Source organism: Martinezella lusitana (assembly GCF_010668395.1).
Lineage (GTDB): Bacteria > Pseudomonadota > Alphaproteobacteria > Rhizobiales > Rhizobiaceae > Rhizobium > Rhizobium lusitanum_A.
The window spans coordinates 24,172-48,074 of sequence record NZ_WUEY01000033.1 but is presented as its reverse complement, the minus strand read 5'-3'; the positions used below and the strand labels follow the sequence as shown (position 1 = coordinate 48,074).

Genomic DNA, 23,903 nt, shown 5'->3' with positions numbered 1-23,903 from the left:
ACCCAGGGGGGTATTCTTCAGTGCCGAAAATCGGCCGGTCTTTGATTGGAATAGTGGCCGGCTTCAAATCGGAATGGTGGCCGGTCTTTGATCGGAATGCCGGCCGGCTTCACGTCGGAATCCGCAGGCAGGCTTTAAAGTCCTCGTCTGAGGGGCAAAAGAAGGCTCTCAAGCAGGCGCAGAAGAACTGGATAGGGGAACGGGAGTCCTGTGGTTCCGACACTACGTGCCTTCAATCTGTCTATGCGTCGAGGTTGACCATCCTGGCCCCGGGCCAAAATTCGTTGCAATCTACGAATTTGCAAGCGGAGACCGACCGGCAGACTCCCAAATGGTGCGGGTCGGCAAAATCCTCATCTGAGACGTCTATATGCTCGGACACGGCCCTCCAGCGGCAAGAATTGCGTCTAGAAGAGCTATATACGGATATATTGGCTGCGTCCGATGAACAGAAAAAAGCAGCTACCAAGTCATTGCAACATCAATGGCTTTCCGAGCGGGAAGTGTGTGCCTCAAATGTCGAATGCCTTCAGCAATCCTATGACAGTCAAATTCAAAAACTGGAAGCCACTGCCGCATCGTTAGGTGCTCAGCTATCAAGGGCTTCGCCAAAACCCGTCGTATCATCTCAGCAATCAGTCAGCGGCATAGACCGTGTAGACATAGATATCGCGACCGACCCTTCGACGACGAGAGGCGTCGATGCGTTGATCGTAGCAAACGATGACTATCAGCGCGTTCCCAAACTAAAGACCCCGCAGAGCGACGCGCTACTTATCAAACAAGCTCTTCTAAGCCGGGGCATCTCAAGCGTTGTAAAGGCAAATGTCAAAAGCGGCGAGCTGGCCGAGGCAATTCAATCGTTTGACAAAAGCAAAAACCGAGATGTTTTTATTTTCTACTACGCAGGGCATGCGGCCGACATAAACGGCATAAGCTCGCTCATATATACAGACTTCGAAATGAGTGGCACTGGATCGAATGGGCAATATCAATCCATCTCTTCGGTCTTGAAGATGATTGCTGCCCTTAAGTACAAAAAAATCCTTGTAGTCTTTGATGCGTGCCGAGATTCAATCGAATTGGACACGACAGACCCTAAGGCAAACGACCGCGCTCCCATTGAGACGATGCCTAAGGTGCAGGTGCGTTCCGTATCAACACATGCGGATACCCAATATTTGCAAGGCCTCGACTACGCGATTGCGTTCTCGGCGTCTCAAGGTCAATCTGCTCTCGACACCATCAATGGCGTAAATAGTCCATTTGCTGAGATTTTTGCCCAAAATCTGCGGGAAAAAGGCAGTCTCATCAATGCGATCCTTGAAACTAGGCGAGGGGTCAAGACGCTGACGTCTCAACGCCAATATCCAGCTCTGGAAATGAGCTGGGACGAGGACCTCGCTTTTAATTCTTCCGTGTTCAGATCGATCTCTATTTCCTTTAACGAGCCGAGACCGTATGCAACAATTAAAGCTGGTCCAGACATCGTCTCGGAGAGGCAACAGTGGTCATCCACTCCGCTCACAGTGATCAAGGCAAAAGCAGAGATTGACCAGGGATGTGGCCCAACGCGGTCAGGGCCAAGCGGCTATCAGATGTCAATTATGTCGACGCTGCGCTGCATCAGGCAGCAATATCAGATTGTGCCACCAAGTGATCAGGACACTTTCGAAAATCTTGGCTCTGTCGAACGAGATGGAGCGATCTCGAGCTGCAACGAATCTAAGATTTCGCTGGATCTAGCCCAAGACGGGAAGACGGAAGAACTGGTCTTCAGCGAAAACAAATATGGTGGGGCGTTCTCATTCAGCCGCGAAGGACACCGAGCGAATTTCGTCTCTCCGCTTGGGTGCAATTTTGACCAGCTCCTAGTTGATGACGTTGACCACGATGGTGTGCGCGACCTGGTATTAGTCTTTTCGGTTCCCTCGGAAGACCAAGGCTCTTCATCGGCATTAATCGTATTGAGCGGTGCGAAGCTGATGAATAATTTGGATGGAGAATTTGACGACTTCGGCCCGGATAAATCTCTTTTGAATCAAAAAAAATGGGTCGGAGTGATAGACGGCCTCAGGCCGGTTACCTTATTTTTCGACCAAGACTTGAAATGGTTTTCTGGATATGCCGGCGGCAAGCTGAACTATCAAACATATGGTTCGACATGGGAGAATGAAGATTGCAATTGCCAGCGAACCAATAGCGTATCGATAGCGCAAGACGGAACGATCACGCTTGAATCCGATAACAGCAAGTATTCGATATCTCCCCTCGCGGGCGATGCGTTGACGGTTGGCCGTTTAAATTAAGGCCTGAGAAGCGATGGCTGAATTTTCAGCACTATTGGTCGCAATGAGGGGCTACTAAACCTCTAGTGCCGACGTATCGGCCGTCACCGATATCGCTTTTCGCACTCGAACACCGGTCAGAGTAATCACTTTCGAGGTGGTATTCGCTGGCGTTTAAAAAGCAGTCCTTCTTTCCCACGAGAGATACGATGCGCTCATTGTCGGCCATTTTAGCGCGAAACGGTGGCGTTGGCCGCAGCTCCGGTACAATTTTTTTCCCAGCAGCGTCTCGGCAAACTGCTGTGGTCGATATCCCGTCGATAACCAGCGACGTCGGCTCTTCGCTCCGGGCCGCGCTAGCAAGGCAGATTGTAGAGAGAATGAGTGCGGATGCCCACTTCATCACACGCTAGCTCCGGCATGTGGTTGGTGCGTCTTTATACTTGATGCAAACGCCACAATTCGTTCTGACCCGAGATAATATCCGAACAGAAATAAGAGGGAGATAGGCCATGCATTGATCTCAATAATGATGGTTGTAATAATCATCAATGAAATGAGCACAACTATTTGAAGAAGTCCACGTCGATGACTGGGCCGGATTAGGTCTCGAGCGATTTCCATCGAACCAATAATGAGCGCGGAAAGGAGCCAAGTTACGTACCCTGGTGGTTCGGTAGGGTAGGGCAGAGGAAAACTAATCAGATTGTCCAAAGCGACGGCGTGCTTGTAGACGCCCGGAAGAGGCCCGTGGACCGGCGACGCGACGGTATCGTTCAGACCATGGAGTGCAGAACCGACGAACACGAACCGATTTTTTAAGACCGCAACAGGATTCCCAAATTTCTCTATGAAGGAAGCGCCTCTGAAGAGGTCTTGAGCCCTCAAGGTGAGTACCGGAAAGCATGGCTGATACCTTCCTGCGTCGGTGAAGTGCATCAGTAAGGACAACGTCTTAAAATACGACAGCTTCGAACGACACGTAGCGGTCCCATCCACGTCTTGGGATACCGACGCCTGCGCGGTGCTAACCTGAGAGCTCCATACAAGTCGTAGAGGATCTCCCGACATCATGGAAACTTTTTGTTTGTCGCAAATCTCGGCCATCTTCGTTTCACCCACGCAAGCAGCTCGCATAATTGCGAACGCCGGTGGTGTATCTTGAGCTCTGGCTGGTTCGTCCGGAAATTCCGCTAAGCCCGCGGGATATACCCAATCGTTGGGACCGTTGCTGATCTGAAGCAACCTGCCATTCTTATCCAAGATATCCGAAAGGGGGGTCGTCAATTCGGGAATTTTACCAAAGAAAACCGGAATCTTGGCTGCCTGGCTGTCATCGTCGCACAGCGGTCCCTGAGTGCTGTCGAGAGTTATTTTTTGAAGTTCGTCTTGCCCCGCGGCCAGATTGAAACGGGAAGAAGCGGTGAAATCGAAAAATATTCCCGCAACCCCAGCGCACGCCAGAGCATGAACCATACTGGCCGTCTTGCTGTAGGTAAAAGGCCAGTCCATCTTAAAATGGTCAGATCCTAAATCGTCGTCTCCTATGAGGACGACAGCGACTTTCTCGCTTGGTTTGACCGGGCTCACATTGCCAGCGAGCCAAGCTACGTTGTTGTCAATCAGGCTTGTCTTTGAAGCTCCAATTCCAAGCGGATCGATTAGTACGACGATTAAAGCTATAACTGCTCGAGAAAATATGAGATGCTTCCGCCTCCAAATTCGCCGAAAATACTTAATCAAGGGATGGTCCCCATGCGCCGATATAACGAGCTACTCTCAGATACCTTCGGCAATTCGTCAATTCGCAGATAAGTTTAATTTATAGGTCTGGTAGTCAGCCCGGGTTACCGCAGCGATAGCCGAAAGCTAGTCTGCACAACGGGCTCTGTTAAGGTCGCCCTGCTGGCGGGTCACATCCATACTATTTCAGGCGGATCAAACCACACTACTGCGTCCGCTGGAGAAAGCACTAACGGCAAGAGGCCGGGGCCTCCCTCCAAGATCCAGCTGTTGGCTTGGATAGCCTGCAATAGCACCTCTTTGATTTCAGACTTTCGGCGAGTTTGCCAGTTTCGCCTCAGTTTAATCACACCGTATGAGATGATTGGAACGCTGGGCCGCTTTAGTGCCAGGGTCGCCGCAAGCCTGCTTTTGAGCGAGTAGACGTCCGCCGAGTAATCAAAGACCGTACATGCACTGGAGTAGGAGCGCTCCGGCCATCGGGCAGCGTGAGACCGCTCTCTTTATTTCGGTCCATCAAACGGGAGATGCCGCGTCAGAAAGAGGACAGCGAAAATCAGATCTCTCCGATTTACTATTTACCCGCACCCCTAAGCAGTCCACGCACTAACGCCTTATGGAAAACCAAATAGGCGATTGGTTTCCGCCGCATGAAGCTGCAGACATGGTTCGGGAAACCAAGCTGAAGAGCCTAATTGGTCAGGTTGAAGCTGCGCGGGCAAGCGTAAGAAATCGAAGAATCCGAACTAGTATGTCAACGCCACAACGATTGATGAACGGGCCGCCTGTTCGACTCCTTTCAAGGCGATCGTAATGAGCTTCGCAAGTGTGAACGCGCCGGACCGCAGGTGGGACGCGGCGTACGCAGAAGCTTCGTTAGGGGAGTTAAGCTGATCATCTCAGTGACTCCAGCAAGGCTCGAGTATTCCCGCGTCGAAACCCGAAACCCACAGCCTGTTCGGCCTCTTCGATCATGGCTTCGATGTCGGCATCTTTTAAATGCGATGCCAAGAACAGCGGGCCGCCGTTGAACTTTGAGAAGCCGTAGCCGTTCACCAGCACCAGGTCGATCTCCGCAGCAGAACGGGCGGTGCCATCGTTGAGCAACAGAGCCGACTCGTTGACGATCGCGCCAAGCACCCGGCGCTGGATATCCTTTTCGGTGAAACTGCGCGTCGGGCCACGTTTGGCCGCTTCCTCGCGGATAATCGCCGTGACCGCCGGATCGACTTTGCCGCGGCCGGAGGTGACACCTGCATAGTCGTACCAGCCCAACCCGGTCTTACGGCCGAGACGGCCGAGTTCGCAGAGGCGATCGGCAATGCGGACGTAGCGTTCGCGCGGATCGCGTGTTGCCGCCTTGCGCTTACGCATCAGCCAGGCAATATCGAGGCCTGAAATATCTGAGACGGCGAACGGGCCCATGGCAAAACCGAGCGTTTCGACGGCGGCGTCGATCTCGCTCGGAAAAGCTCCTTCCTCCAACATATACTCGCACTGGCCGCGATAGCGCGAGTAGATACGATTGCCGATGAAGCCCTCGCTGGCACCGGCCACAATGGCAAGCTTGCCGATGGCCTTTGCGACCGACATACCGGTGTTGACCGCGTCAGGAAGGCTGCGGTCGCCGCGCACCACTTCCACAAGCCGCATGCGGTAGGCCGGCGCGAAGAAATGCATGCCGATGACATCCTCGGGTCGGCCGCTCGCGGCGGCCAACTCATTCATGTCGAGATAGGACGTGTTGGTAGCAATGACCGCCGTCTTCTTTGCGAGCCGGCCCAATGTCTTCATTACTTCCGTCTTGACGGAGAGTTCCTCGAACACCGCCTCGAGAAGCAGATCGGCGTCGGAAACCGCCTGCATGTCGGCAGCATAGGTGACGCGCGCGCCGGCGGCGGCTGCTCTATCTGCTTTCAGTTTGCCGGAGCGCACGAGATCGCCGATCGCCTGTGCGATACGCCCGGCAGCCCGATCCAGCACCTCGCGGTTGACATCGGTCAAGGTGACGTTGAAACCGGCGGCGGCAAAGACGGCGGCGATGCCTGCGCCCATCGTACCTGCGCCAAGAACCCCGACATCACGGACCGGGCGCGGCGGATGATCGGCCGCCCCCTCGATCTTGGCGGCAGCGCGCTCGGCGAAGAAATTATAGCGCAGAGCTGCGGCTTCCTCGCTCAGGCGCAGTCGCTGGAAGATGGCTCGCTCCTGGGCCAGCGCTTCGTCGAAGGGAAGGCTTGTTGTCCGCTTGATCGAGGCGATGGCTTCCTTGACGTTCTCGCGTGCCCGTCCGCCCTTCAGGGCGGTCGATTCGGCCACCTCGATCGCACCGGCATCTTCCTGCGGTAGCGGCAGGTCACGCAGCAGATGTTTTTGTCCGGCGAGCATGTGTGCGAAGCCAACCGCCTCCGCGCGCAGATGTTCAGGGCTATCGACGAGCTTGTCGATGATCCCGAGGGAGGCTGCTTCTTCCGCCTTGATCCTGCGCCCCGAGATGATGAGGTCGATGGCACGGGCAATGCCCGTCAGCCGCGGCAGGCGTTGGGTACCGCCGGCGCCGGGGATCATCCCGAGCTGCACCTCGGGCAGGCCGACCAGTGCGCCCCTGACCGCCACCCGGCCGTCGCAGCCAAGCGTCAACTCCAGGCCGCCGCCGAAGGCCGCGCCGTGGATGGCGGCAACGATCGGTTTTGGGCAGGCTTCGATGTCCTCGATGACGGCGGGCAGTTCCGGCTGGCGCAACGGGCCGGCGAATTCCTTGATGTCGGAGCCTGAAATGAAGCTGTTGCCGGCGCCGATCAGCACGCCGGCGACGAGAGCGGGATCGGCGGCGAGCCGGGCGATCGCCTCGCGCAGGCCGGCCCGCACTTCCGTCGAGCCGGCATTGACGGGCGGATTGTCGATGACGATGACGGCAACGTCGCCGTCGATCTCGAACCGGACGCGCGGGGCAGCAAGGGTGGACGGCGTGTTCATTGATGCTCCTCAAATATGGGCCGCCAACCCCTCGGCGGCAATTCAGGCCGGGACATGAAAGTCCCGGCGATGACAGGTTCAGCCGCTTCTCGCATCGGCGAGGATCATGTCGGCGGCTTTCTCGGCGATCATGATGACCGGCGAATTGGTATTGCCGGAGACGATCGTCGGCATGATGGAGGCGTCGACGATGCGCAGCCCGGACAGGCCGTGAACCCGCAGGCGGCTGTCGACGACGGCGGGGGGATCGCTGCCCATCTTGCAGGTTCCGACCGGATGGAAGATCGTCGTGCCGATATCGCCCGCCTTGCGGATCAGCTCGTCCTCGCTCTGGAACTGTGCGCCTGGAAGCACCTCTTCCGGCTGGTAGCGGGCGATGGCCCTGGTGCGCATCAAGGCGCGGGTCAGTTTCAGCGCGCGGACGGCGACCTGGCGATCTCCCGGCGTTGAGAGGTAATTCGGCTTGATCTGCGGCTGGGCGTTTGCGTCGGACGTGTCGATATGAACGGTGCCGCGACTTTCCGGCCTGAGATTGCAGACGGAGGCGGTCACGGCCGGGAAGCTGTGCAGGGGGTCGCCGAGCTTGTCGGTGCTGAGCGGCTGGATATGATATTCGAGATCGGGCGTTTCCTGGCGCGCATCGCTGCGCGTGAAGATGCCGAGCTGGCTCGGCGCCATGGAGAGCGGGCCGCTGCGGAAGAGCAGATATTCGAGGCCGAGCGCCGCTTTGCCGCCAAAACTGTTGACCCGCTGGTTCAGCGTTCGGGCATTGCTGATCCTGTAGATCGTGCGAAGCTGCAGATGGTCCTGCAGGTTTTCGCCCACGCCTGAAAGCTCCGTGCCGATCTCTATGCCGAGCTTCTGCAGCAGGCCTCCATTCCCGACACCTGAAAGCTCCAGGATCTTCGGAGAGTTGATTGCGCCGGCCGATAGCAGGATTTCACCTCTCGCGGTCGCCCTGCGCACGCGTCCTTCAAGCAGAAAGCGGATGCCGGTGGCGCGGCCGTTTTCGAACGTCAGTTTTTCGGTGTGGGCATTGGTGAGTACCCGCAGATTGGGGCGCGTCATTGCCGGCCGCAGGAAGGCCTTGGCGGTGTTCCAGCGCGCACCTTTTTTCTGGTTGACCTCGAAATAGCCTGAGCCCTCGTTGGTGCCGGTGTTGAAATCGTCGGTCTTCGGAACGCCGAGCTCTTCGGCGGCGTCGCGGAAACTGTCGAGGATCGGCCAGGACACGCGCTGCCGCTCGACGCGCCACTCTCCGTGGCCACCGTGCTGAGGGCCGTCGCCGCGATAGTTGGCTTCGGACTTCTTGAAATAGGGCAGGACATCGTCCCAGCTCCAGCCGACATTGCCCTGCTGGCGCCAGCCGTCGTAATCGTTGCTCTGGCCGCGCATGTAGATCATGCCGTTGATCGACGAGCAGCCGCCCAGCACCTTGCCGCGCGGATAGGCGAGCGACCTACCGTTCAGGCCCTCATCCGGCTCGGTCCGCATCATCCAGTCGGTGCGCGGATTGCCCATGCAGTAGAGATAGCCGATCGGGACATGGACCCAATGGTAATTGTCGTTGCCGCCCGCTTCGAGCAGCAGCACGCGGTTTTTCGGATCGGCCGACAGGCGGTTGGCGAGCACGCAGCCGGCGGAACCCGCGCCGACAATGATGTAGTCGTATTCGCCTTCGTTGATGATGTCCTCCCCCCCGGCCATGATTATCGCCTCAACAGAGCCGGATCGGGCTGGTTCAGGACGCGCACGGGATTGCCGGCGAGCCAGGCGGAGATATCCTCGACCGCTTCGCTGAAGTAGATGCGATAGCTTTCTTCGGTGACGTAGCCGAGATGCGGGGTCGCGATGACGTTGCCGAACCGGCGAAGCGCGTGGTCCAGCGGCAGCGGTTCGGTGTCGAAGACATCGAGGCCGGCGCCGCCGAGGCCGCCACTTTCCAGTGCCGCGACCATCGCGTTTTCATCGACCAGCGGGCCGCGCGACGTATTGAGCAGGATCGCGCCCGGCTTCATCAGATCGAGCTCGCGCTTGCCGATGATGGCTCTCGTCTCCGCGTTCAGCGGCAGGTGCAGCGACACGATATCCGAAGCCTCCAGCAGGGCGTCGAGCGAGGCGGCAAAGCCGATGCCGAGTTCGGCGCTGCGTTCCGGCGTGTTCGAGCGCGACCAGCCCAGCACATTCATGCCGAAGGCGCGGCCGTAGCCGGCGACCAGTTGCCCGAGCCGGCCGATGCCGGCGACGCCGAGCGTCCGGCCCTTGAGGTCGCGGCCGACGGTGAGCTGCCATTGGCTGCCGCCCTGGTGGAAATTGGCGTTCTCCGCGGGAATATGACGGACCAGCGCCAGAAGCAGGCCCCAGGTGAGTTCGGCTGCGGCGCCGGCCGAGCCGCGCGTGCCGGCGACGGTGATGCCGAGACGCGCCGCTGCTTCCATGTCGATGGAGGCATTGACCATGCCGGTGGTCAACAGCAATTTCAGCTTCGGCAGGCGGCCTAGAAATGCCGCAGGGAAAGGCGTGCGCTCGCGCATGGCCAGCACCATGTCGTAGTCCGCAAGCTTGGCCGCGAGCTCGTCGGCATCGCCGATATGGTCGTGGAAGCGGTCGATCTCGATTTTTCCGTCAAGCTCGCTCCAGTCGGCCATGGAAAAAGCGACCTTCTGGTAATCGTCGAGGATGGCGCAGCGCAATGGCATGATAGGAATGCTCCGGTTGTCTATGGTTTGCCCGAGTAGTCGAGCTTGCGCTTCTCCAGAAAGGCGGTTTGCGCCTCGTGGGTCTCGGGTGCCTGGGAAAGATCGTGGGTGATGGTCTGCTCGTAGCGATAAGCATCGCGCGGCGGCATGGTTTCGGCAACCCCGAAGCCGCGCTTGACCCATTTCACGGTCTGCGGGTTCTTGGCGGCGATTTCCCCTGCGATCGTCATCGCTTCGTCCATCAGCTTGTCACGCGGCACGCAGGCGCTCACGACGCCCAGCCGGTAGAGCTCCGTAGCCGGTATCTGGCGTCCGGTAAAATAGATAAGCCGTGACCAGGAGCGACCGAAATGCTCCATCATCAGCTTGCCGCCGCCGGCAAGGCCGACGTCGATTTCCGGCATCTTCACCCAGGTATCGTCGCTGCAAAGGATGATATCGCAATAAAGCGCGAGCGCGAAACCGGCGCCGATCGCAGGCCCGTTGACGGCGCAGATGACCGGCTTGGCGCAATCCGATGCGGCGTAGAAGAATTCGCGCGTCACCCTATTGTGGTTGATGTAGTCGCCGGGCGCCTGAACCAGATCGCGGCGCTCCTTGATGTCGGCGCCGGCGGAAAACACCTTGCCGGTTCCCGTCACCACCACGACGCGGACGTCGTCGCGGTCGCTGAGCGTATCCATCAGCCAGATGAACTCGTCCCGCAGGCGGCGATTCTGCGCGTTGACCGGCGGGCGATTGAGCGTGATGGTTGCGATATGGTCGGCAACCTCCAGGCGGCAGGCCTCTAGTTCCATGATCGTTCCTTTCAATGGGCGGCCGGGCTGGGCGCTGCTTCGCCGACGCTGCCGCCGAGATAGCGTTTGGAGAGTTTTTCGCGGTCCATCAGGCTTTCGGCATTGCCTTCCTGCACCAACTTGCCGCTTTCCAGCACATAGCCGTAGGCAGCGTGTCGCAGCGCCAGGGAGACATTCTGTTCGACCACGAGAATGGACAGCCCGCGTTCGCGGTTGATGCGTGCCAGGATCTCAAAGATCTCGGCGGCGATCTTCGGGGCAAGCCCGAGCGAGGCTTCGTCGACCATCAGCAGTTCCGGTTGGGCGAAGAGCGCTCGGCCGATCGCCAGCATCTGCTGCTCGCCGCCGGAGAGATAGCCGGCGAGCGAGCCCCGCCGGCGTTCCAGCGAGGGGAAATAGCCGAATATCTCGTCATACACGTGCCCCGGCAACTTCGGGCCTCGGCCCGCCTGCGCGAAAGCGGCGGCTTCCAGGTTTTCCTCGACCGTCATGTTCGGGAAGACGAAACGCCCCTCCCGCACATGCAATATGCCGAGGCGCGCGAGCTGATACGATGGCAGGCCGCCGATAGGCTTGCCGTTATATTCGATCTTGCCGGCCCTTGCCCTTCCGTTCTCGAAGCGAAGCAGGCCCGAAACTGCCTTGAGCAACGTCGATTTGCCGGCGCCGTTGGCGCCGAGAAGGGCGACGAAGCCGCCCTCCGGAACCGTCAGCGAGACGTTTTCCAAGGCTTCGATGGCCGCGCCGTAGATGACGCTGAGGCCGGTGATTTTCAGGCTCGCTCCCATGGTTTCACGCCGTCTTTGCCCAGGGCGAGGCTTCGGTGACGCTCATCTTGCCGTCCTTGAAGTTGTAGCGGTAGAGCACGCCGTAGGGGATGCGATGCTTGTCGAAGCTGATCGGGATGCCGAAGACGCCGCCGCCGTCGAAATCCTTGATGGCGGCGATTTCGCCGATCAGCGTGTCGCCGTTCAGAGCCGCGCCCTTGTCGATGGCGCTGCCGATCGCCTGCTGCAGGATGAGCGCCGTCGCCCAGCTCTGCATGTAGCCGATATTGGCGTAGCCGGTGTAGGGCTTGTCCGTCCAGGTCTTGAGGTAGGTGTCGATCGTCTTGACCATCGGCTTGTCGCTGGCGGCGGCCAACAGATTGACCGAGACGGTGCCGACGTAGTTATCGGCGGCGTCGCCGATCGAGCTGATGACGTCGGGATGCGAGCTGTAGAGCGTGCCCATCAGCTGCGCATCGACGCCGTAGTCGCGCAGAAGCTTGGCGATCTCCGGCCAGACATTGGCGGCATAGCCGTGGAAGATGACGAAGTCGGGCTTGGCGTTGCGCAGGTTGATGGCATGCGCCGTGACGTCGACTTCGACGAATTTCGTCTCTTCTTCCAGGGCAAGCTCGATGCCCAATTCCTTGCAGCGTGCCCTGGTGTTTTCCAGGGGGTCGCGGCCGAATTCGGAATCGCTGTAGACGAAGGCGACACGCGGCGCGGCGCTGCCCTTGAAGCTGGCCTTGACGTAGTCGAGCAGTATGGAGACCATGTCGGTATAGGTCGGGCCGACCAGGAAATGGTATCTGTATTTGTCGGTATCGACGAGATCGGAGGTCGCGCCGGTGTTGGACATCAGGACCTTGTAGGTCTCGTTGTTTTCAGGGGTGATGGCGCGCACGAACGGCGTGCCGTCGCCGCCGGTGAACACCACGCCGCCGTCGGCGACCGCCTTCTTGAAGCCGGCAACGCCGAGCTCGACCTTGTATTGGTCGTCATAATAGGAAATGGCGATCTTGCGGCCCTTGATGCCGCCATTCTTGTTCAGCCAGTCGATGGCATGCTCCCAGCCCTTCTGCTGCGCCTGGCCGGTCACCGCCAGCGGCCCCGTGAGCGGCAGGGGGATCCAGAACTTCAGCTCGGCGGCGGCGAAGGCCGTGCGGCTGGCGATGGTCAGCGCGGGCAGGAAGGATGCCGCGGCAGTCAATTTCAATGCATTTCTCCTGGTTATTTCATGCATGACGGTTCTCCTCCCGTGATGAAAAATAGGATGCTCTTAGTGTTCTGATTGTTTGGCTTCCACAGTATCGGCTTGGCCCAAGGCACGTTTGACGAGGCCGACGAGGCCGCGCGGTTCGAAGATCAGGAAGCCGACGATCAGCGCCCCGAAGAAGATTTCTCTCAGCGGCGACAGCAGGCTGGCAAGATCGGCGCCGCTGCCGGCGATGTTCTCAAGCCCGAAGCGCAGCAGTTCCGGCATCAGCGTCATGAACAGCGCTCCGAGGATCGAGCCGAGGATCGATGCGCGCCCGCCGACCACGACGGCGGCGAGATAGAAGACGGAGACGGCGAGCGTGAACTGGTCGGGATTGACGAGACGCAGGAAGGCCGAAAGCAGGCCGCCGGCGACACCGGCATAGGCCGCACCGATGCCGAAGGCCATCAGCTTGGTCCGGACCACGTTGATACCGAGAACCTGGGCGGCATAGTCCTTCTCGCGCACGGCGATGAAGGACCGGCCGACGCGGGTGCGAAAGAAGTTGCGCGCCGCAAGGCAGGTGATGAAGGTCACCAGCACCACGGCATAATAGAAGCCGGTGTCGCCCATGCCGAAAATGTCGAGCTTCGGCAGCGACAGGCCGCGGTCACCGCCGGTCACCGTCTCCCACTGCTGGAAGATGAAGTAGAGCAGATATTGGGCGGCAAGCGTGGCGATGGCGAGATAGACGCCCTTGATGCGCAGAGCGGGGATGCCGAAGACGAGGCCGACCGCGAAGGCGGCGATCCCTCCGGCGATGATGTTCACCACCAGCGGCGTGCCGAGATAGAGCGACATCAGCGCGCTGACGTAGGCGCCGACGCCGAGGAAGGCGGAATGTCCGATCGACAGCAGGCCGGTATAGCCGACCGTGATGTTGAGGCCGACGGTCGCAATCACGTTGATGGCGATCAGGCAGCTCATATAGATGACATAGACCGAGCCGACGGACGGCAGCAGCAACAGGCCGAGAGCAAGCAGGATCCAGGCTGCCGTTTCCGGCAGATGGGACGGTGCCGCTCTGGTGTCCTGCGCGACGGCGGGGGCTGCGGAAATCTGCTGATGGCTCATATGCGTTCGATCCTGCGTTCGCCGAAGAGACCGGTCGGTTTGATCAGCATGACGATCAGCACGACAAGGTAGGGGATGAAGCTCTGCCAGGAGGCGCCGAGATAGGCGCCGACGACGGTCTCGAGCCATCCGGCGAAGAGACCGGCGATCACCACGCCGCCGACGCTGGTCATGCCGGCGAGCATGACGACGGCCAGCACATTGAGCGCGACATCGCCAAGCTGCGGCGTGACGCCGTTGACCGAGCCGGTGATGATGCCGGAAACGGTGGCGAGCACGCCGGCAAGCCCCCAGGAGAGCAGGAAGACGGAGCGGATATTGATGCCGAGGCTTTCCGCCGTGATCTGGTCGACGGCGGTGGCGCGGATCGCGGTGCCGGCCCTGGAATAGCGGTAGTAGGCCATGAACAGCGCGGCGATGATGCCGACGATGATGAAGCCCCAGGCGAGTTTTCCGGGGATGAGGATATCGCCGAGGAAGATCGGCTTGCGCGGCAGGATCTCCGTCAGCTGCCGGACATCCGGACCCCAGATCAGCTGCGCCAGGCCTTCAAGAATGCTGGAGATACCGAGCGTCACCATGACGAGAACGACCGCCGGGCGGCCGAGCAGCGGCCGCAGCAATACGCGTTCCAGTGCCATGGCGAGCAGCGCCGAGCAGATGATGGCGGCGACCAGCCCGGCGACCCAGCCGATGCCGAACTGCTTGTCGAACATATAGAAGAGATAGGTGCCGAACATCATCATCTGGCCGGTGGCGAAGTTGAAGACGTTCGTCGCCTTATAGACGATGACGAAGCTCAAGGCGGCGAGCACGTAGATCGCGCCGGAGGCGATGCCAATCAGGCTGAATTCCAGGAATTGCGACAGCATGGTTCGATCACTCCCCGCCCAGATAGGCTTCGATGACGGCGGGATTGGTCTGCATCTCGACGGGAGAACCGGCGGCGATGACGCTACCGAAGTTGAGCACGACGATATGGTCCGACATGTTCATGATCGATTCCATGTCGTGGTCGATCAGCAATGCGGTGAGGTCGGTCTCGTTGACGATGCGGCGGATATAACTCGACATCCGCGCCTTTTCCGGCGGGGGCATGCCGGCAAAGGGTTCGTCGAGCATCAGGAGCTTGGGCTGATTGACCAGGGCGCGCGCCAGCTCGATGCGTTTCTGCACGCCATAGGGCAGACCGGAAACCGAGCGATGCCGGTATTCGTCGAGATCGAGCAGGGGGAGCAGGCGCTTACCGATATCGGCGGTGATCGCGGCTTCCTCGCGCTTGGCGGGACCGAGATAGAAGGCGGCCGACAGCAGGTTGGTGCGCAATTGCGCATGCGCGCCGAGCTTGATGTTTTCCTCCACCGTCATGCCGGGGAAGAGGGCGATATTCTGAAAGGTCCGGGAAATGCCGAGAATGGAGCGCATATGCGCCGGCCGTTTCAAGAGATTGTCGTTTGCAAAGACGACGGCGCCGGTGTCGGCCGGGTAGAAGCCGGAGATGACGTTGAACAGGCTGGTCTTGCCGGCGCCGTTGGGGCCGATCACCGCCGTCACCTTGTTTGCCGCCACGGACATCGAGACCTGTGACAGGGCCTTGATGCCGCCGAAGCTCACGCTGACATCAGATAATTCCAGAAGATTTTCCATCAATCGTCGACAAGCACGACTGATCGCTGCGAATGGTTCCTTCGCTCACCGAAAGTAGGATGATTGTCCTCTATCGTGATCCCTTGAGGATCGTTGCTCGCGACCAAAGTGCCTGCTCCTCCCTCGCCATGGCCCATCCTCCTCGACGGGCGGCTTGTTTCGCTGAGAACACTAGCCCAAGGCTTTCCTGCGGTGAAACCATTGGTCTTGCAAACCATTATTGCAGTATTTGTAAAGATAGGACCAATATCCCGGTATATAATCGCCATGGTGAAAAATGGAGGAAGACCTTGATTAGCCTTGGCGAGTTTGAGATTTCACGCGTGGAGGAGATCGTGCTGGATGAGGACACCGGTCTTTTTCAGCACTGGAACGACACGATTTTGCAGAAACATCACGATTGGATGGCGCCGAACTTCTATAATGAAGAGCGGAAAGTCTTCTATTCGACGATCCAGACCTGGATTTTGAAGACGCCGGACAAGACCATCGTCATCGATACCAGCGGCGGCAACGACAAGGATCGGCCGCTGTCGCCCCGGTTCCACAAGCTGCAGACCAATTTCGTCGAAAAGCTGAAGGGCGTGGGCATCGAACCCGACAAGGTGGACATGGTCATCCTGACGCATCTCCATGTCGACCATGTCGGCTGGAACACGCGGCTGGAGGGCGACCGCTGGGTGCCGATGTTTCCGAACGCGCAATATGTCCTGACGGCGAAGGAACTGGAGACGCGCGACCCGAAGCGGGGCGGGGCCTCGCGGCCGCCAGGCGCCTGGAATACCTATTATGACAGCATCCAGCCGATCCTTGATGCGGGTCTCGCCCGCGTGGTCGAAGGCGCCGAGACGCTGCTGCCCGGCATCCAGCTCGTGCCGATCCCCGGACATGCGCCCGGCCAGGCCGGTGTGCAGGTGCGTTCCGGCGGCAGGGAAGCCTTCTTCATCGCCGACGTCATGCACAATCCGATCCAGATCTATTATCCCGACTGGAACAGCAAGTTCTGCGAGGACCAGGATGTCGCGCGCGAGACGCGGGCGAAGGTGCTGAAGCACGCCGCCGACGAGGGAGCGCTGATTCTTCCCGGCCACTTCGGCCCGCCGCATTGCGGCTATGTCAGACGCACGGCCTCGGGCTATGCGTTCGAACCGTCTTCCGTCCTGCCATAAGAGGCCCAGCCATGACCAAATTGCATGTTGTGACGCGGGGCAACCGCGCCAATCCCGCCCTGCTGCTCATCCACGCACTCGGAACCGATCATCGTTTCTGGGACGACGTGCTGCCGGCACTCACCGATTCCTATTATTGCATCACGCCCGATCTGCAGGCGGCGGGATCGACGCCATTGCCGCCGAAGCCGGTCGAGCTCGAGGAGCATTGCGCCGATCTTGCCGGTGTGCTCACCGATCTCGGGATCGAACGCGCCGTCTTCGTCGGCTGCGCCATCGGCGGCATGATCGCGGCGGCTCTTGCCGCTCGTCATCCGGAGCTTGCCGCCGGCGTGGTGATGACCAATCCCGGCGTCCGCAACGCCGACGAGGTCAAGGGCGTGCTGCGCGCCCGTGTCGACCAGGTGCGGGCCGAGGGCATGCAGGCGCTTCTGCCGGGTGCCGCCGAACGCGCCTTCCACGGCATGCCGCGCGACAAGCGATTCGATGTCTATGTCGAGCGTTACGCCGCCCAGAGCGCGGAAGGGTATGCGCTGTCGGTGCTCGGTTTTCTCGACATCGACATTCGTGCCGACCTGCCGAAGGTCGAATGCCCGCTGCTGCTCATTCCCGGCGGCAACGACACGCTGATGCCGGCCGACGGCGCGGCCATCGTCGCATCGCTGGTTCCGGAGGCCGAAACGGTGAGAATAGAGGAAGCGGCGCACTTCATTCCGTTCCAGGCGCCGGAGCGGTTCCTGGCGATCCTCAGGCCGTTCCTGGCTGAGAAGGCGGATTGGTAGGCGACGAGATCGGAGGAAGCCCTTGCGCCAGGTAACGGCGCAAGGGCTTGCGCTCAGGAATCATGCGCGAGTTCGCGGCGGAACACGCCGGCGAGAAAGTCGATGAACATGCGCAGTTTCACTGAGGTTCGCCGCGATTTCGGGAAGACGGCATAGACGCCGTTGTCGAAGTCGATATGGCTGACCCTGTATTCCGGAAACAGCCGCACGAGCTTGCCGCTGGCGAGATCGCGATGCACCGACCAATCCGGCATCATGGCGATCCCGACGCCTTCACGCGCCATTTCCAGTAGCGCGAAGCCGAAATCCGTCTGGAAGCTGCCCTTGATTGGCACTTCCTCGACACGCTGCTCCGCATCCATGAATCGCCAGACCGGTGTGCCGAGATTGATGCGGTAGGTCAGGCAATTGTGGTTCTTCAGATCCGACGGCCGGGTGATATCAGGATGTCGGTCGAGATAGCCGGGCGTGGCGCAGGCGATGCGCTCGCTGGACACCAGCTTGCGCGCTATCAGCGAGGAATCCTCCAGCCGGCCGATGCGGATGTCGACGTCGGTGCCCTGCTCCATCACCGGCGCGATATTGTTCGATAGAACGAGGTCGACGGTGATGTCGGGGTAGTGCGCCAGGAACTCCGGCAGGTGCGGCAGGATCATCAATTGACCCACCAGCATGCGCGCATGCACCTTCAGCACGCCCTGCGGCTTGGTATGAAGCTGGCTGATGCTGCGGTTGGCCTCGGAGAGCTGCTGCAGCACCTGCTCGACCTGGCTGTAATAAAGCTCTCCCGCTTCGGTAAGCGCAAGGTTACGGCTCGATCGCTTCAGCAGTTGCGTGCCGAGCTGATCCTCCAATGCGGTGATGTGGCGTGAAACCGACGCCGGCGAACAACCGAGCATGCGTCCGGCGCCCGACAGGCTGCCCTGCTGCACGGCGTTGACGAATGATCCTAATGTCTGAACCCATTCCAAGCGAACTCCTCCCTATCTGCTCGTATGCGAAAACTCCTCCGCGGTGAATATGCCTATCTTTGCGAAATCCGGAAAGATGCTCTTTGTCTTGTGTCGGTACCCGCCATCCGGAACAACGTGTAGTGAATCCTGGAAAGCGCTTTCGTTCCTACTGGGAGCGGGCGAAACAGCGTCAACGGCCATTCGGGAGGGTGTGTTATGGCAACGGGGAAAATGGTGACGGATCTGGACACCGGAGATGTCCTGGGGCCTGTCGAATATACGCTGAGCCCTTTCGTCGTGCGCGAATATTGCCATGCGGTGGAGCTGCATCAGGAGATTTTCCAGGGTGTCGAAGGCCAGATCATGCCGCCGACCCTGATCCATCTCGACAAGCTCAGGCTTTATCGCCAAGCCTGCCCCGGCGGGACCGGGCCGACGGCGCGCATTCACTTCGAATATGATGCCGAGATCTTCGCGCCCGTCTATGTCGGTGACCGGCTGAGCGTGCAGGGCCTGATCAAGGAGCGCTACACCAAGAAGGGCCGCGAATATGTCGTGCTCGAAATGGAATTGAAGCGGGTGGAAACGGGTGAGCTGCTGATCCGCTATACGGATCGCGTCATCCTCGCCTTCTCAGGTGAGAGCGGCAAGGCTGCGTAGGGAGGGGATAGGAATGAGCGAGATCAATCTGGAACCAGGCATGGAGTTCCGCAGCCGGCCGCGTCCGATGACGCGCGAGCGCATGCGCTGGTATGTCGACGCCCAGCCGACGGTTGCCGCCGATGACGGCCGCATCCACACGCAGGAGCCGACCATCCACGACGACGACGACTATGCCCGTTCGCAGGGCCTGCCCGGCATCATCGCCGACGGCATGATTTCGACGAACTGGATCATGGGCCTGCTGATCGACGTCTTCGGCGCCGATGTGACGCGCGCCGGACGGCTGAAGACGAAATACATCGCCCCCATCCATGAAAATCAGATTGCGATCGCCTGCGCCCGGGTCAACCGGGTGACGGACGAGCAGCCGGGCAAACGGACCGTCTATCTCGATGTCTGGTGCGAGGACGACAAGCAGACGAAGGTCACGGTGGGAGAAGCCATCGTGGTTCGCACCGCCGCTCATTGAGCGACGGACCGCCCTCCGGATTTCACAGGCAAGCGAATGGCTGACATACTTGAACACATCCGGGTGGTGGATTTCTCCCGGATATTTGCAGGCCCTGACGCGACGCAGATTCTGGGCGATCTCGGGGCCGACATCATCAAGATCGAAGACCCCGAAGGCGGGGACGAATGCCGCTATCTCGGCGTCACCCGCGAGGAGCTGGAGCGCCTAACGGGGCCAAGCCCCTCGTTTCGCGCGCTCAACCGCAACAAGCGCAGCCTGACGCTCGATCTTTCGACCGAAAGCGGCCGGGCCGTGGCGCTTCGGCTGATCGACGGCGCCGATGTCGTCGTCAACAATTTCCGTCCCGGCACGATGGAGCGCTGGGGCCTGGGCTACGACGACCTGCACCAGAGAAAACCGGGCCTCATCTATTGCGATTTCCATTCCTATGGACCGGTCGGACCGCTGTCGCATATCGGGGCGAACGATCTTGCCCTGCAGGCGTTTTCCGGGCTGATGAGCATCACGGGCGAAGAGGGCGGCGCGCCGGCACGGGCCGGAAGCGCCATTGTCGACCTGCACGCGAGCCTTGCGATCGTCGGCGGCGTTCTGGCTGCACTCTATCATCGCGAGCGCACCGGCGAGGGCCAGCGGGTCGACACGTCGCTGATGCTGAGCGCCGCGCATCTGATGAGCTATTTCTACAAGGAATATTGGCTGACCGGCCGCATGCACCGGCGCATGGGGACCGCCAATCACTTGAGCGTTCCGAACCAGGCCTTCCCGACCAAGGACGGCTATGCGGTCATCATCGCGCCGAGCGACGAGATGTGGCGGCGCTGCGCCACCGCGCTCGACCCGGAGGCGCTGGATCGCGAGGAATATCGCACCGCGTCCGAGAGGCTGCGGCTGCGCAAGGACGTGATCGCCGCCATGACCGAAGTGACGGGCAAGCTCACCAATGCCGAGGTGCATGCCAAGCTCAGCGCCGTGAAGGTCAATGTCGCGATCGTCCAGACGATCGGCGAGGCGGCGGATCATCCGCAGCTGGATGCGGTCGGTGGTGTTTTCCATTTTCCGGAGGGGGAGGGCGACCAGCGCTATGTCGGCACGCCGTTCCGTCTGCACGCCACGCCCGGCCGCATGCATCGGCTGCCGCCGGAGCTTGGTGAGCACAATCGGGAGATTTTGGCGGAGGCGGGGTTCAGCGAGGCGGAGATTGCCGAGCTGAAGGCGAGAGGAGCCTTCGGGGACTGATCGTAATGGGGAGCGGGAGGAAAGAAATGCAAGTGAGAGACGCCAGGACCGCCTCGCTCGACATCATGTTCAAGGCGCGCAGTGTTGCGGTCATCGGCGCGTCCTCCGATGCTGGCAAGATCGGCGGCATCCCCGTCGTGCTGATGAAGCGACATTTCCAGGGGACGGTGATCCCGATCAATCCGAACCGCGCCACCATCGCCGGTCTCGACTGCGCACCCGATATCGCCAGCGTCTCGCCGCCGCCCGATCTCGCCATCATCGCTTTGCCGGTGACGGCGGTGGAAGCGGCGGTCGGCGATTGTTTGGCCGCCGGCGTCAAGTCGATTGCGTTGTTCACCGCCGGTTTCGGCGAGATCGATGCCGCCGGTCTCGCGGCGCAGGAGCGGATTGCCGATCGCTGCCGGGCGGCGGGCGTTCGCCTCCTCGGCCCGAACAGCCTCGGCTTCATCGGTTTCCATTCCGGTCTCTACGCCACTTTTTCCGCCGCGCTCGACAATGTCTGGCCGAAGCCCGGCAATGTCGGCATCGCCAGCCAGAGCGGCGCGGTCGGCACCTATATCATGGCGCTCGCCGCCGAAGCCGGTATCGGTTTCAGCCATTTCGTCGCGACCGGCAACGAAGCCGATATTGATGTCGCCGATTGCATCGCCTGGATGGCCGCCGATCCGCAGACATCGGTCATCGTCGTCTATCTCGAAGGCAGCCGCGACGGCGCCCGGCTGAAGCGCGCGCTTGCCGCTGCCGCTGCGGCCAACAAGCCGGTCATCGCCATCAAGCCCGGTTCGACCGAAGCGGGCCTTGCGGCAGTCAAGTCGCATACCGGCATGCTGGCCGGCTCGAAGCGGGTCTTCGACGCGGTGCTGAATTCCTATGGCGCAAGGCCGGCCGAAAGTATCGAGGAGGCAGTCGACCTCGCCTATGCCTGCGCGCAGGGGAAGTTCCCCGCAAGCCCGGATGCCGCGATCATCACGCCGTCCGGCGGCGTCGGCATCATGCTCGCGGATGCCGCCGACCGGGCCGGGCTGGTGCTGCCGCCCTTTCCGGCAAGCGCTCAGGCGGACATCAAGAAATTGGTGCCGCTCGCCAGCACCGGCAATCCGCTCGACACGACGGCACAGGTGGCCAACGATTTTCGCCTGTTCGGCTCGGTGATCGACATTGCCGCCGGCCAGACGACGGTGCCGACGCTGGTGATCTTCATGTCCCACATGGGCAAGACGCCTGGCGTCGTCGATCTGTTGCGGCCGACGCTGATCGATGTGGCGACGCGCTACAAGGACCGGCTGATGACGCTGGTGACCCGCGCGACGCCGGAGTTTCGCAACGAAATGTCGGCGCTCGGATATCTGGTGTTCGAAGACCCGACGCGGGCGATCCGCGCGATCGGCGGCCTGCGCCATTTCGCTGCGCATTTCGCGCTTGCCGATGAGCCAGCGGTAACGACCACAACCGTCGACCGGCAGCTTCTCGAAGACGCTGCGTCCAGCGCTCCAGCTGCGGCAAGATTGCTCAAGCAATGGGGCTTGCCGGATCTGCCGGTTCGCAGTGCTGAAACTGAAGACGAGGCGGTGAGGGTCGCGAAGGAGCTCGGCTATCCCGTCGTCTTGAAGATTGATTCCCCCGATATCCAGCACAAGACGGAAGTCGGCGGCGTGGATCTCGATATCGCCGATGAGACGCGGCTTCGCGCCGCCTGGAAAACGATGATGGCGACTGTCGCTGAAAGGGCGCCGCGGGCCCGTCTCATCGGCGTGACCCTGTCGCCCATGTTGAAAGGCGGGGTCGAGACCATCATCGGGACGCAGAACGACGTCGATTTCGGCCCGGTCGTCATGTTCGGCCTTGGTGGCGTGTTGACCGAGGCGTTGCAGGACGTGGTCTTTGCGCCGGCGCCGGTCAGTCTCGGCGCGGCGCGGCGGATGATCGATGCGCTGCGCGCACGGCCGGTGCTGGATGGCTGGCGCGGTGCCGAGCCGTCCGACATCGATGCACTGGCTTCGGCGATCGCGTCACTGGCCGCGGTCGCTGCCGCCAATGCCGACGATATCGAGAGCATCGAGATCAATCCGTTCGTCGCTTTGCCGAAGAGCGGCGTGGCGCTCGATGCGCTGGTGCAGATGCGGGCGCGGAAAGACTAATCAGCCGTTCCGGCGTTCGCCGTCGGCAAAAGGCGATCAATGCGGACGGGAGGCTGGCATGGATATTTCGTTTACATTGGAGCAGGAGAGTTTCAGGCGGACGTTCCGGCGTTGGCTCAAGGACAATCTCGCGCCCGATTGGGGCGGTCTCCGCTTCACCGGCCCCGATGACGACCGCGCCAATGCCGAACTTCAAAAGGCCTGGGAGCGCAAGCTCTATGCCGCCGGCTATCAGGGCATACATTGGCCGAAGGAGTATGGCGGGCAGGGGCTGACGCTGGTCGAGCACCTAATCGTCAACGAGGAACTCGGCCGGATGTCCGCGCCCGAAGGCATCAACACGATGGGCAAGGAGCTTGTCGGGCCGATCATCCTGAAAATGGGCACGGAAGAGCAGAAGCGGCACTATATTCCACGCATCCTCAACATCGACGATATCTGGTGCCAGGGCTTTTCCGAGCCGGATGCGGGGTCGGATCTCGCCAGCCTGCACACGCGCGCCGTGCTTGACGGCGATGATTGGGTCATCAACGGCCAAAAGGTCTGGACGAGTTTCGCGCATCAGGCCGACATGTGCATCCTGCTGGCGCGGACCGATCCGGATGCGCCCAAGCACAGGGGGCTGACGCTGTTCCTGCTGGATATGCGGCTGCCGGGCGTCGACATCAGGCCGTTGCGCCAGATTACCGGCCGCACAGAGTTCAACGAGGTTTTCTTCGACAATGTCCGGCTGCCGCGCGCCATGCATGTCGGCGCGATCAACGACGGCTGGAACGCTGCCGTCGGCGTTCTCGGCTTCGAGCGCGCGACGGCGCGGCTCTACCGGCAGGCGCGATTCCTGGCGGAATTCCGACAACTGGCGCTCAGCCTGGAAAAACGCCCCGAAAAGGCCGGCAATCCCTATTTCCGCCAGAAGGTCGGCACGCTTTTTTCGGAGCTGCAGATGCTGCGCCTCCTCAATCTGAAGACGGCGAGCCGGGTCGTGAACGACAAGGGCATCGGTTCGGAAGCGAGCATCATCAAGCTGTTCTGGAGCGAGTTGCATCAGCGCATCTCCGAATTCGCGAGCGATGTCTTCGCCGAGGATTTCGTGCTCGATGCCCCGGACGCCGAGCGCTTCCGTTTTCTCTATCTGCATTCGCGGGCCGAAACCATTCTGGCCGGCACCTCGGAAATTCAACGCAACATCATCGCCGAGCGGATGCTGCAGCTCGGTCGCTGAGCGAAGGGGAGAAGAG

The 23,903-nt window shown here is 60.6% G+C and carries 19 protein-coding genes; 8 read left to right on the top strand and 11 right to left on the bottom strand.

Annotated features, from left to right (window positions below):
• The coding region (locus GR212_RS34080; protein ID WP_204326881.1) for a caspase family protein at positions 1 to 2,309 on the top strand (2,309 nt) is incomplete at its 5' end.
• A 381-nt stretch (positions 2,310 to 2,690) separates the two neighbouring features.
• Here GR212_RS34080 and GR212_RS34075 read toward each other — a convergent pair.
• The 10 genes from GR212_RS34075 to GR212_RS34030 all read right to left on the bottom strand — a co-directional run bounded on the left by GR212_RS34075 (position 2,691) and on the right by GR212_RS34030 (position 15,249).
• Positions 2,691 to 4,031: a CHASE2 domain-containing protein gene (locus tag GR212_RS34075; RefSeq protein ID WP_163993978.1), complete on the bottom strand. Its 1,341-nt coding sequence runs from the start codon at positions 4,029 to 4,031 to the stop codon at positions 2,691 to 2,693.
• A gap of 894 nt (positions 4,032 to 4,925) precedes the next feature.
• Positions 4,926 to 7,007, bottom strand: a complete 2,082-nt coding sequence (locus tag GR212_RS34070) for a 3-hydroxyacyl-CoA dehydrogenase NAD-binding domain-containing protein (RefSeq protein WP_163993976.1) — start codon at positions 7,005 to 7,007, stop codon at positions 4,926 to 4,928.
• A gap of 78 nt (positions 7,008 to 7,085) precedes the next feature.
• On the bottom strand, positions 7,086 to 8,714 hold the full coding sequence (locus tag GR212_RS34065; RefSeq protein ID WP_163993974.1) for a GMC family oxidoreductase: 1,629 nt from the start codon (positions 8,712 to 8,714) through the stop codon (positions 7,086 to 7,088).
• 2 nt (positions 8,715 to 8,716) lie between these two features.
• Positions 8,717 to 9,706: a D-2-hydroxyacid dehydrogenase family protein gene (locus GR212_RS34060; protein ID WP_163993972.1), complete on the bottom strand. Its 990-nt coding sequence runs from the start codon at positions 9,704 to 9,706 to the stop codon at positions 8,717 to 8,719.
• A 20-nt stretch (positions 9,707 to 9,726) separates the two neighbouring features.
• The gene (locus GR212_RS34055) at positions 9,727 to 10,503 is read right to left on the bottom strand and encodes an enoyl-CoA hydratase/isomerase family protein (protein WP_163993970.1); all 777 of its coding nucleotides are present in this window, start codon (positions 10,501 to 10,503) and stop codon (positions 9,727 to 9,729) included.
• An 11-nt stretch (positions 10,504 to 10,514) separates the two neighbouring features.
• Positions 10,515 to 11,291 carry an ABC transporter ATP-binding protein gene (locus GR212_RS34050; RefSeq protein ID WP_163993968.1) on the bottom strand — a complete coding sequence of 259 codons (777 nt, stop codon included), beginning with the start codon at positions 11,289 to 11,291 and terminating at the stop codon, positions 10,515 to 10,517.
• A 4-nt stretch (positions 11,292 to 11,295) separates the two neighbouring features.
• Positions 11,296 to 12,486, bottom strand: coding sequence for an ABC transporter substrate-binding protein (locus GR212_RS34045; RefSeq protein WP_163993966.1), 1,191 nt, complete (start codon positions 12,484 to 12,486; stop codon positions 11,296 to 11,298).
• Positions 12,487 to 12,549: 63 nt separating this feature from the next.
• Positions 12,550 to 13,602 (bottom strand): branched-chain amino acid ABC transporter permease, encoded by a 1,053-nt coding sequence (locus GR212_RS34040; RefSeq protein ID WP_163993964.1) that lies wholly within the window; start codon positions 13,600 to 13,602, stop codon positions 12,550 to 12,552.
• Positions 13,599 to 14,474, bottom strand: a complete 876-nt coding sequence (locus GR212_RS34035) for a branched-chain amino acid ABC transporter permease (RefSeq protein WP_163993962.1) — start codon at positions 14,472 to 14,474, stop codon at positions 13,599 to 13,601. Before GR212_RS34035 ends, GR212_RS34040 begins: the two co-directional genes overlap by 4 nt.
• A 7-nt stretch (positions 14,475 to 14,481) precedes the next feature.
• Positions 14,482 to 15,249 carry an ABC transporter ATP-binding protein gene (locus GR212_RS34030; protein WP_163993960.1) on the bottom strand — a complete coding sequence of 256 codons (768 nt, stop codon included), beginning with the start codon at positions 15,247 to 15,249 and terminating at the stop codon, positions 14,482 to 14,484.
• A 290-nt stretch (positions 15,250 to 15,539) separates the two neighbouring features.
• Here GR212_RS34030 and GR212_RS34025 point away from each other — a divergent pair, with 290 nt between their 5' ends.
• Positions 15,540 to 16,418, top strand: coding sequence for an MBL fold metallo-hydrolase (locus tag GR212_RS34025; protein ID WP_163993958.1), 879 nt, complete (start codon positions 15,540 to 15,542; stop codon positions 16,416 to 16,418).
• A gap of 11 nt (positions 16,419 to 16,429) precedes the next feature.
• On the top strand, positions 16,430 to 17,200 hold the full coding sequence (locus tag GR212_RS34020) for an alpha/beta fold hydrolase (protein ID WP_163993956.1): 771 nt from the start codon (positions 16,430 to 16,432) through the stop codon (positions 17,198 to 17,200).
• A 53-nt stretch (positions 17,201 to 17,253) separates the two neighbouring features.
• Here GR212_RS34020 and GR212_RS34015 read toward each other — a convergent pair whose 3' ends face one another.
• On the bottom strand, positions 17,254 to 18,171 hold the full coding sequence (locus GR212_RS34015) for a LysR family transcriptional regulator (protein WP_204326880.1): 918 nt from the start codon (positions 18,169 to 18,171) through the stop codon (positions 17,254 to 17,256).
• A gap of 198 nt (positions 18,172 to 18,369) precedes the next feature.
• Between GR212_RS34015 and GR212_RS34010 the strand changes: the two genes are divergently transcribed.
• From GR212_RS34010 to GR212_RS33990, 5 genes are read left to right on the top strand one after another with little or no spacing between them, the layout of a single operon-like run.
• Positions 18,370 to 18,813 (top strand): MaoC family dehydratase N-terminal domain-containing protein, encoded by a 444-nt coding sequence (locus tag GR212_RS34010; protein WP_163993954.1) that lies wholly within the window; start codon positions 18,370 to 18,372, stop codon positions 18,811 to 18,813.
• 13 nt (positions 18,814 to 18,826) lie between these two features.
• Positions 18,827 to 19,285 (top strand): MaoC family dehydratase, encoded by a 459-nt coding sequence (locus GR212_RS34005; protein WP_163993952.1) that lies wholly within the window; start codon positions 18,827 to 18,829, stop codon positions 19,283 to 19,285.
• Positions 19,286 to 19,321: 36 nt separating this feature from the next.
• The gene (locus GR212_RS34000; protein ID WP_163993949.1) at positions 19,322 to 20,524 is read left to right on the top strand and encodes a CaiB/BaiF CoA transferase family protein; all 1,203 of its coding nucleotides are present in this window, start codon (positions 19,322 to 19,324) and stop codon (positions 20,522 to 20,524) included.
• Positions 20,525 to 20,550: 26 nt separating this feature from the next.
• A complete protein-coding gene (locus tag GR212_RS33995; RefSeq protein WP_163993947.1) occupies positions 20,551 to 22,665 on the top strand; it encodes an acetate--CoA ligase family protein in 2,115 nt (704 codons plus the stop codon).
• A 58-nt stretch (positions 22,666 to 22,723) separates the two neighbouring features.
• Positions 22,724 to 23,887 (top strand): acyl-CoA dehydrogenase family protein, encoded by a 1,164-nt coding sequence (locus GR212_RS33990; protein ID WP_163993945.1) that lies wholly within the window; start codon positions 22,724 to 22,726, stop codon positions 23,885 to 23,887.
• The last annotated feature ends 16 nt before the right edge of the window (positions 23,888 to 23,903 follow it).

Bases quoted from the DNA above. Each gene is read 5' to 3' on its own strand.
- GR212_RS34030 (WP_163993960.1), bottom strand. From the start codon at position 15,249: ATGGAAAATCTTCTGGAATTATCTGATGTCAGCGTGAGCTTCGGCGGC.
- GR212_RS34040 (WP_163993964.1), bottom strand. From the start codon at position 13,602: ATGAGCCATCAGCAGATTTCCGCAGCCCCCGCCGTCGCGCAGGACACC.
- GR212_RS34005 (WP_163993952.1), top strand. From the start codon at position 18,827: ATGAGCGAGATCAATCTGGAACCAGGCATGGAGTTCCGCAGCCGGCCG.
- GR212_RS33995 (WP_163993947.1), top strand. From the start codon at position 20,551: ATGCAAGTGAGAGACGCCAGGACCGCCTCGCTCGACATCATGTTCAAG.
- GR212_RS34060 (WP_163993972.1), bottom strand. From the start codon at position 9,706: ATGCCATTGCGCTGCGCCATCCTCGACGATTACCAGAAGGTCGCTTTT.
- GR212_RS34000 (WP_163993949.1), top strand. From the start codon at position 19,322: ATGGCTGACATACTTGAACACATCCGGGTGGTGGATTTCTCCCGGATA.
- GR212_RS34020 (WP_163993956.1), top strand. From the start codon at position 16,430: ATGACCAAATTGCATGTTGTGACGCGGGGCAACCGCGCCAATCCCGCC.
- GR212_RS34010 (WP_163993954.1), top strand. From the start codon at position 18,370: ATGGCAACGGGGAAAATGGTGACGGATCTGGACACCGGAGATGTCCTG.
- GR212_RS34055 (WP_163993970.1), bottom strand. From the start codon at position 10,503: ATGGAACTAGAGGCCTGCCGCCTGGAGGTTGCCGACCATATCGCAACC.
- GR212_RS34050 (WP_163993968.1), bottom strand. From the start codon at position 11,291: ATGGGAGCGAGCCTGAAAATCACCGGCCTCAGCGTCATCTACGGCGCG.
- GR212_RS34035 (WP_163993962.1), bottom strand. From the start codon at position 14,474: ATGCTGTCGCAATTCCTGGAATTCAGCCTGATTGGCATCGCCTCCGGC.
- GR212_RS34070 (WP_163993976.1), bottom strand. From the start codon at position 7,007: ATGAACACGCCGTCCACCCTTGCTGCCCCGCGCGTCCGGTTCGAGATC.
- GR212_RS33990 (WP_163993945.1), top strand. From the start codon at position 22,724: ATGGATATTTCGTTTACATTGGAGCAGGAGAGTTTCAGGCGGACGTTC.
- GR212_RS34065 (WP_163993974.1), bottom strand. From the start codon at position 8,714: ATGGCCGGGGGGGAGGACATCATCAACGAAGGCGAATACGACTACATC.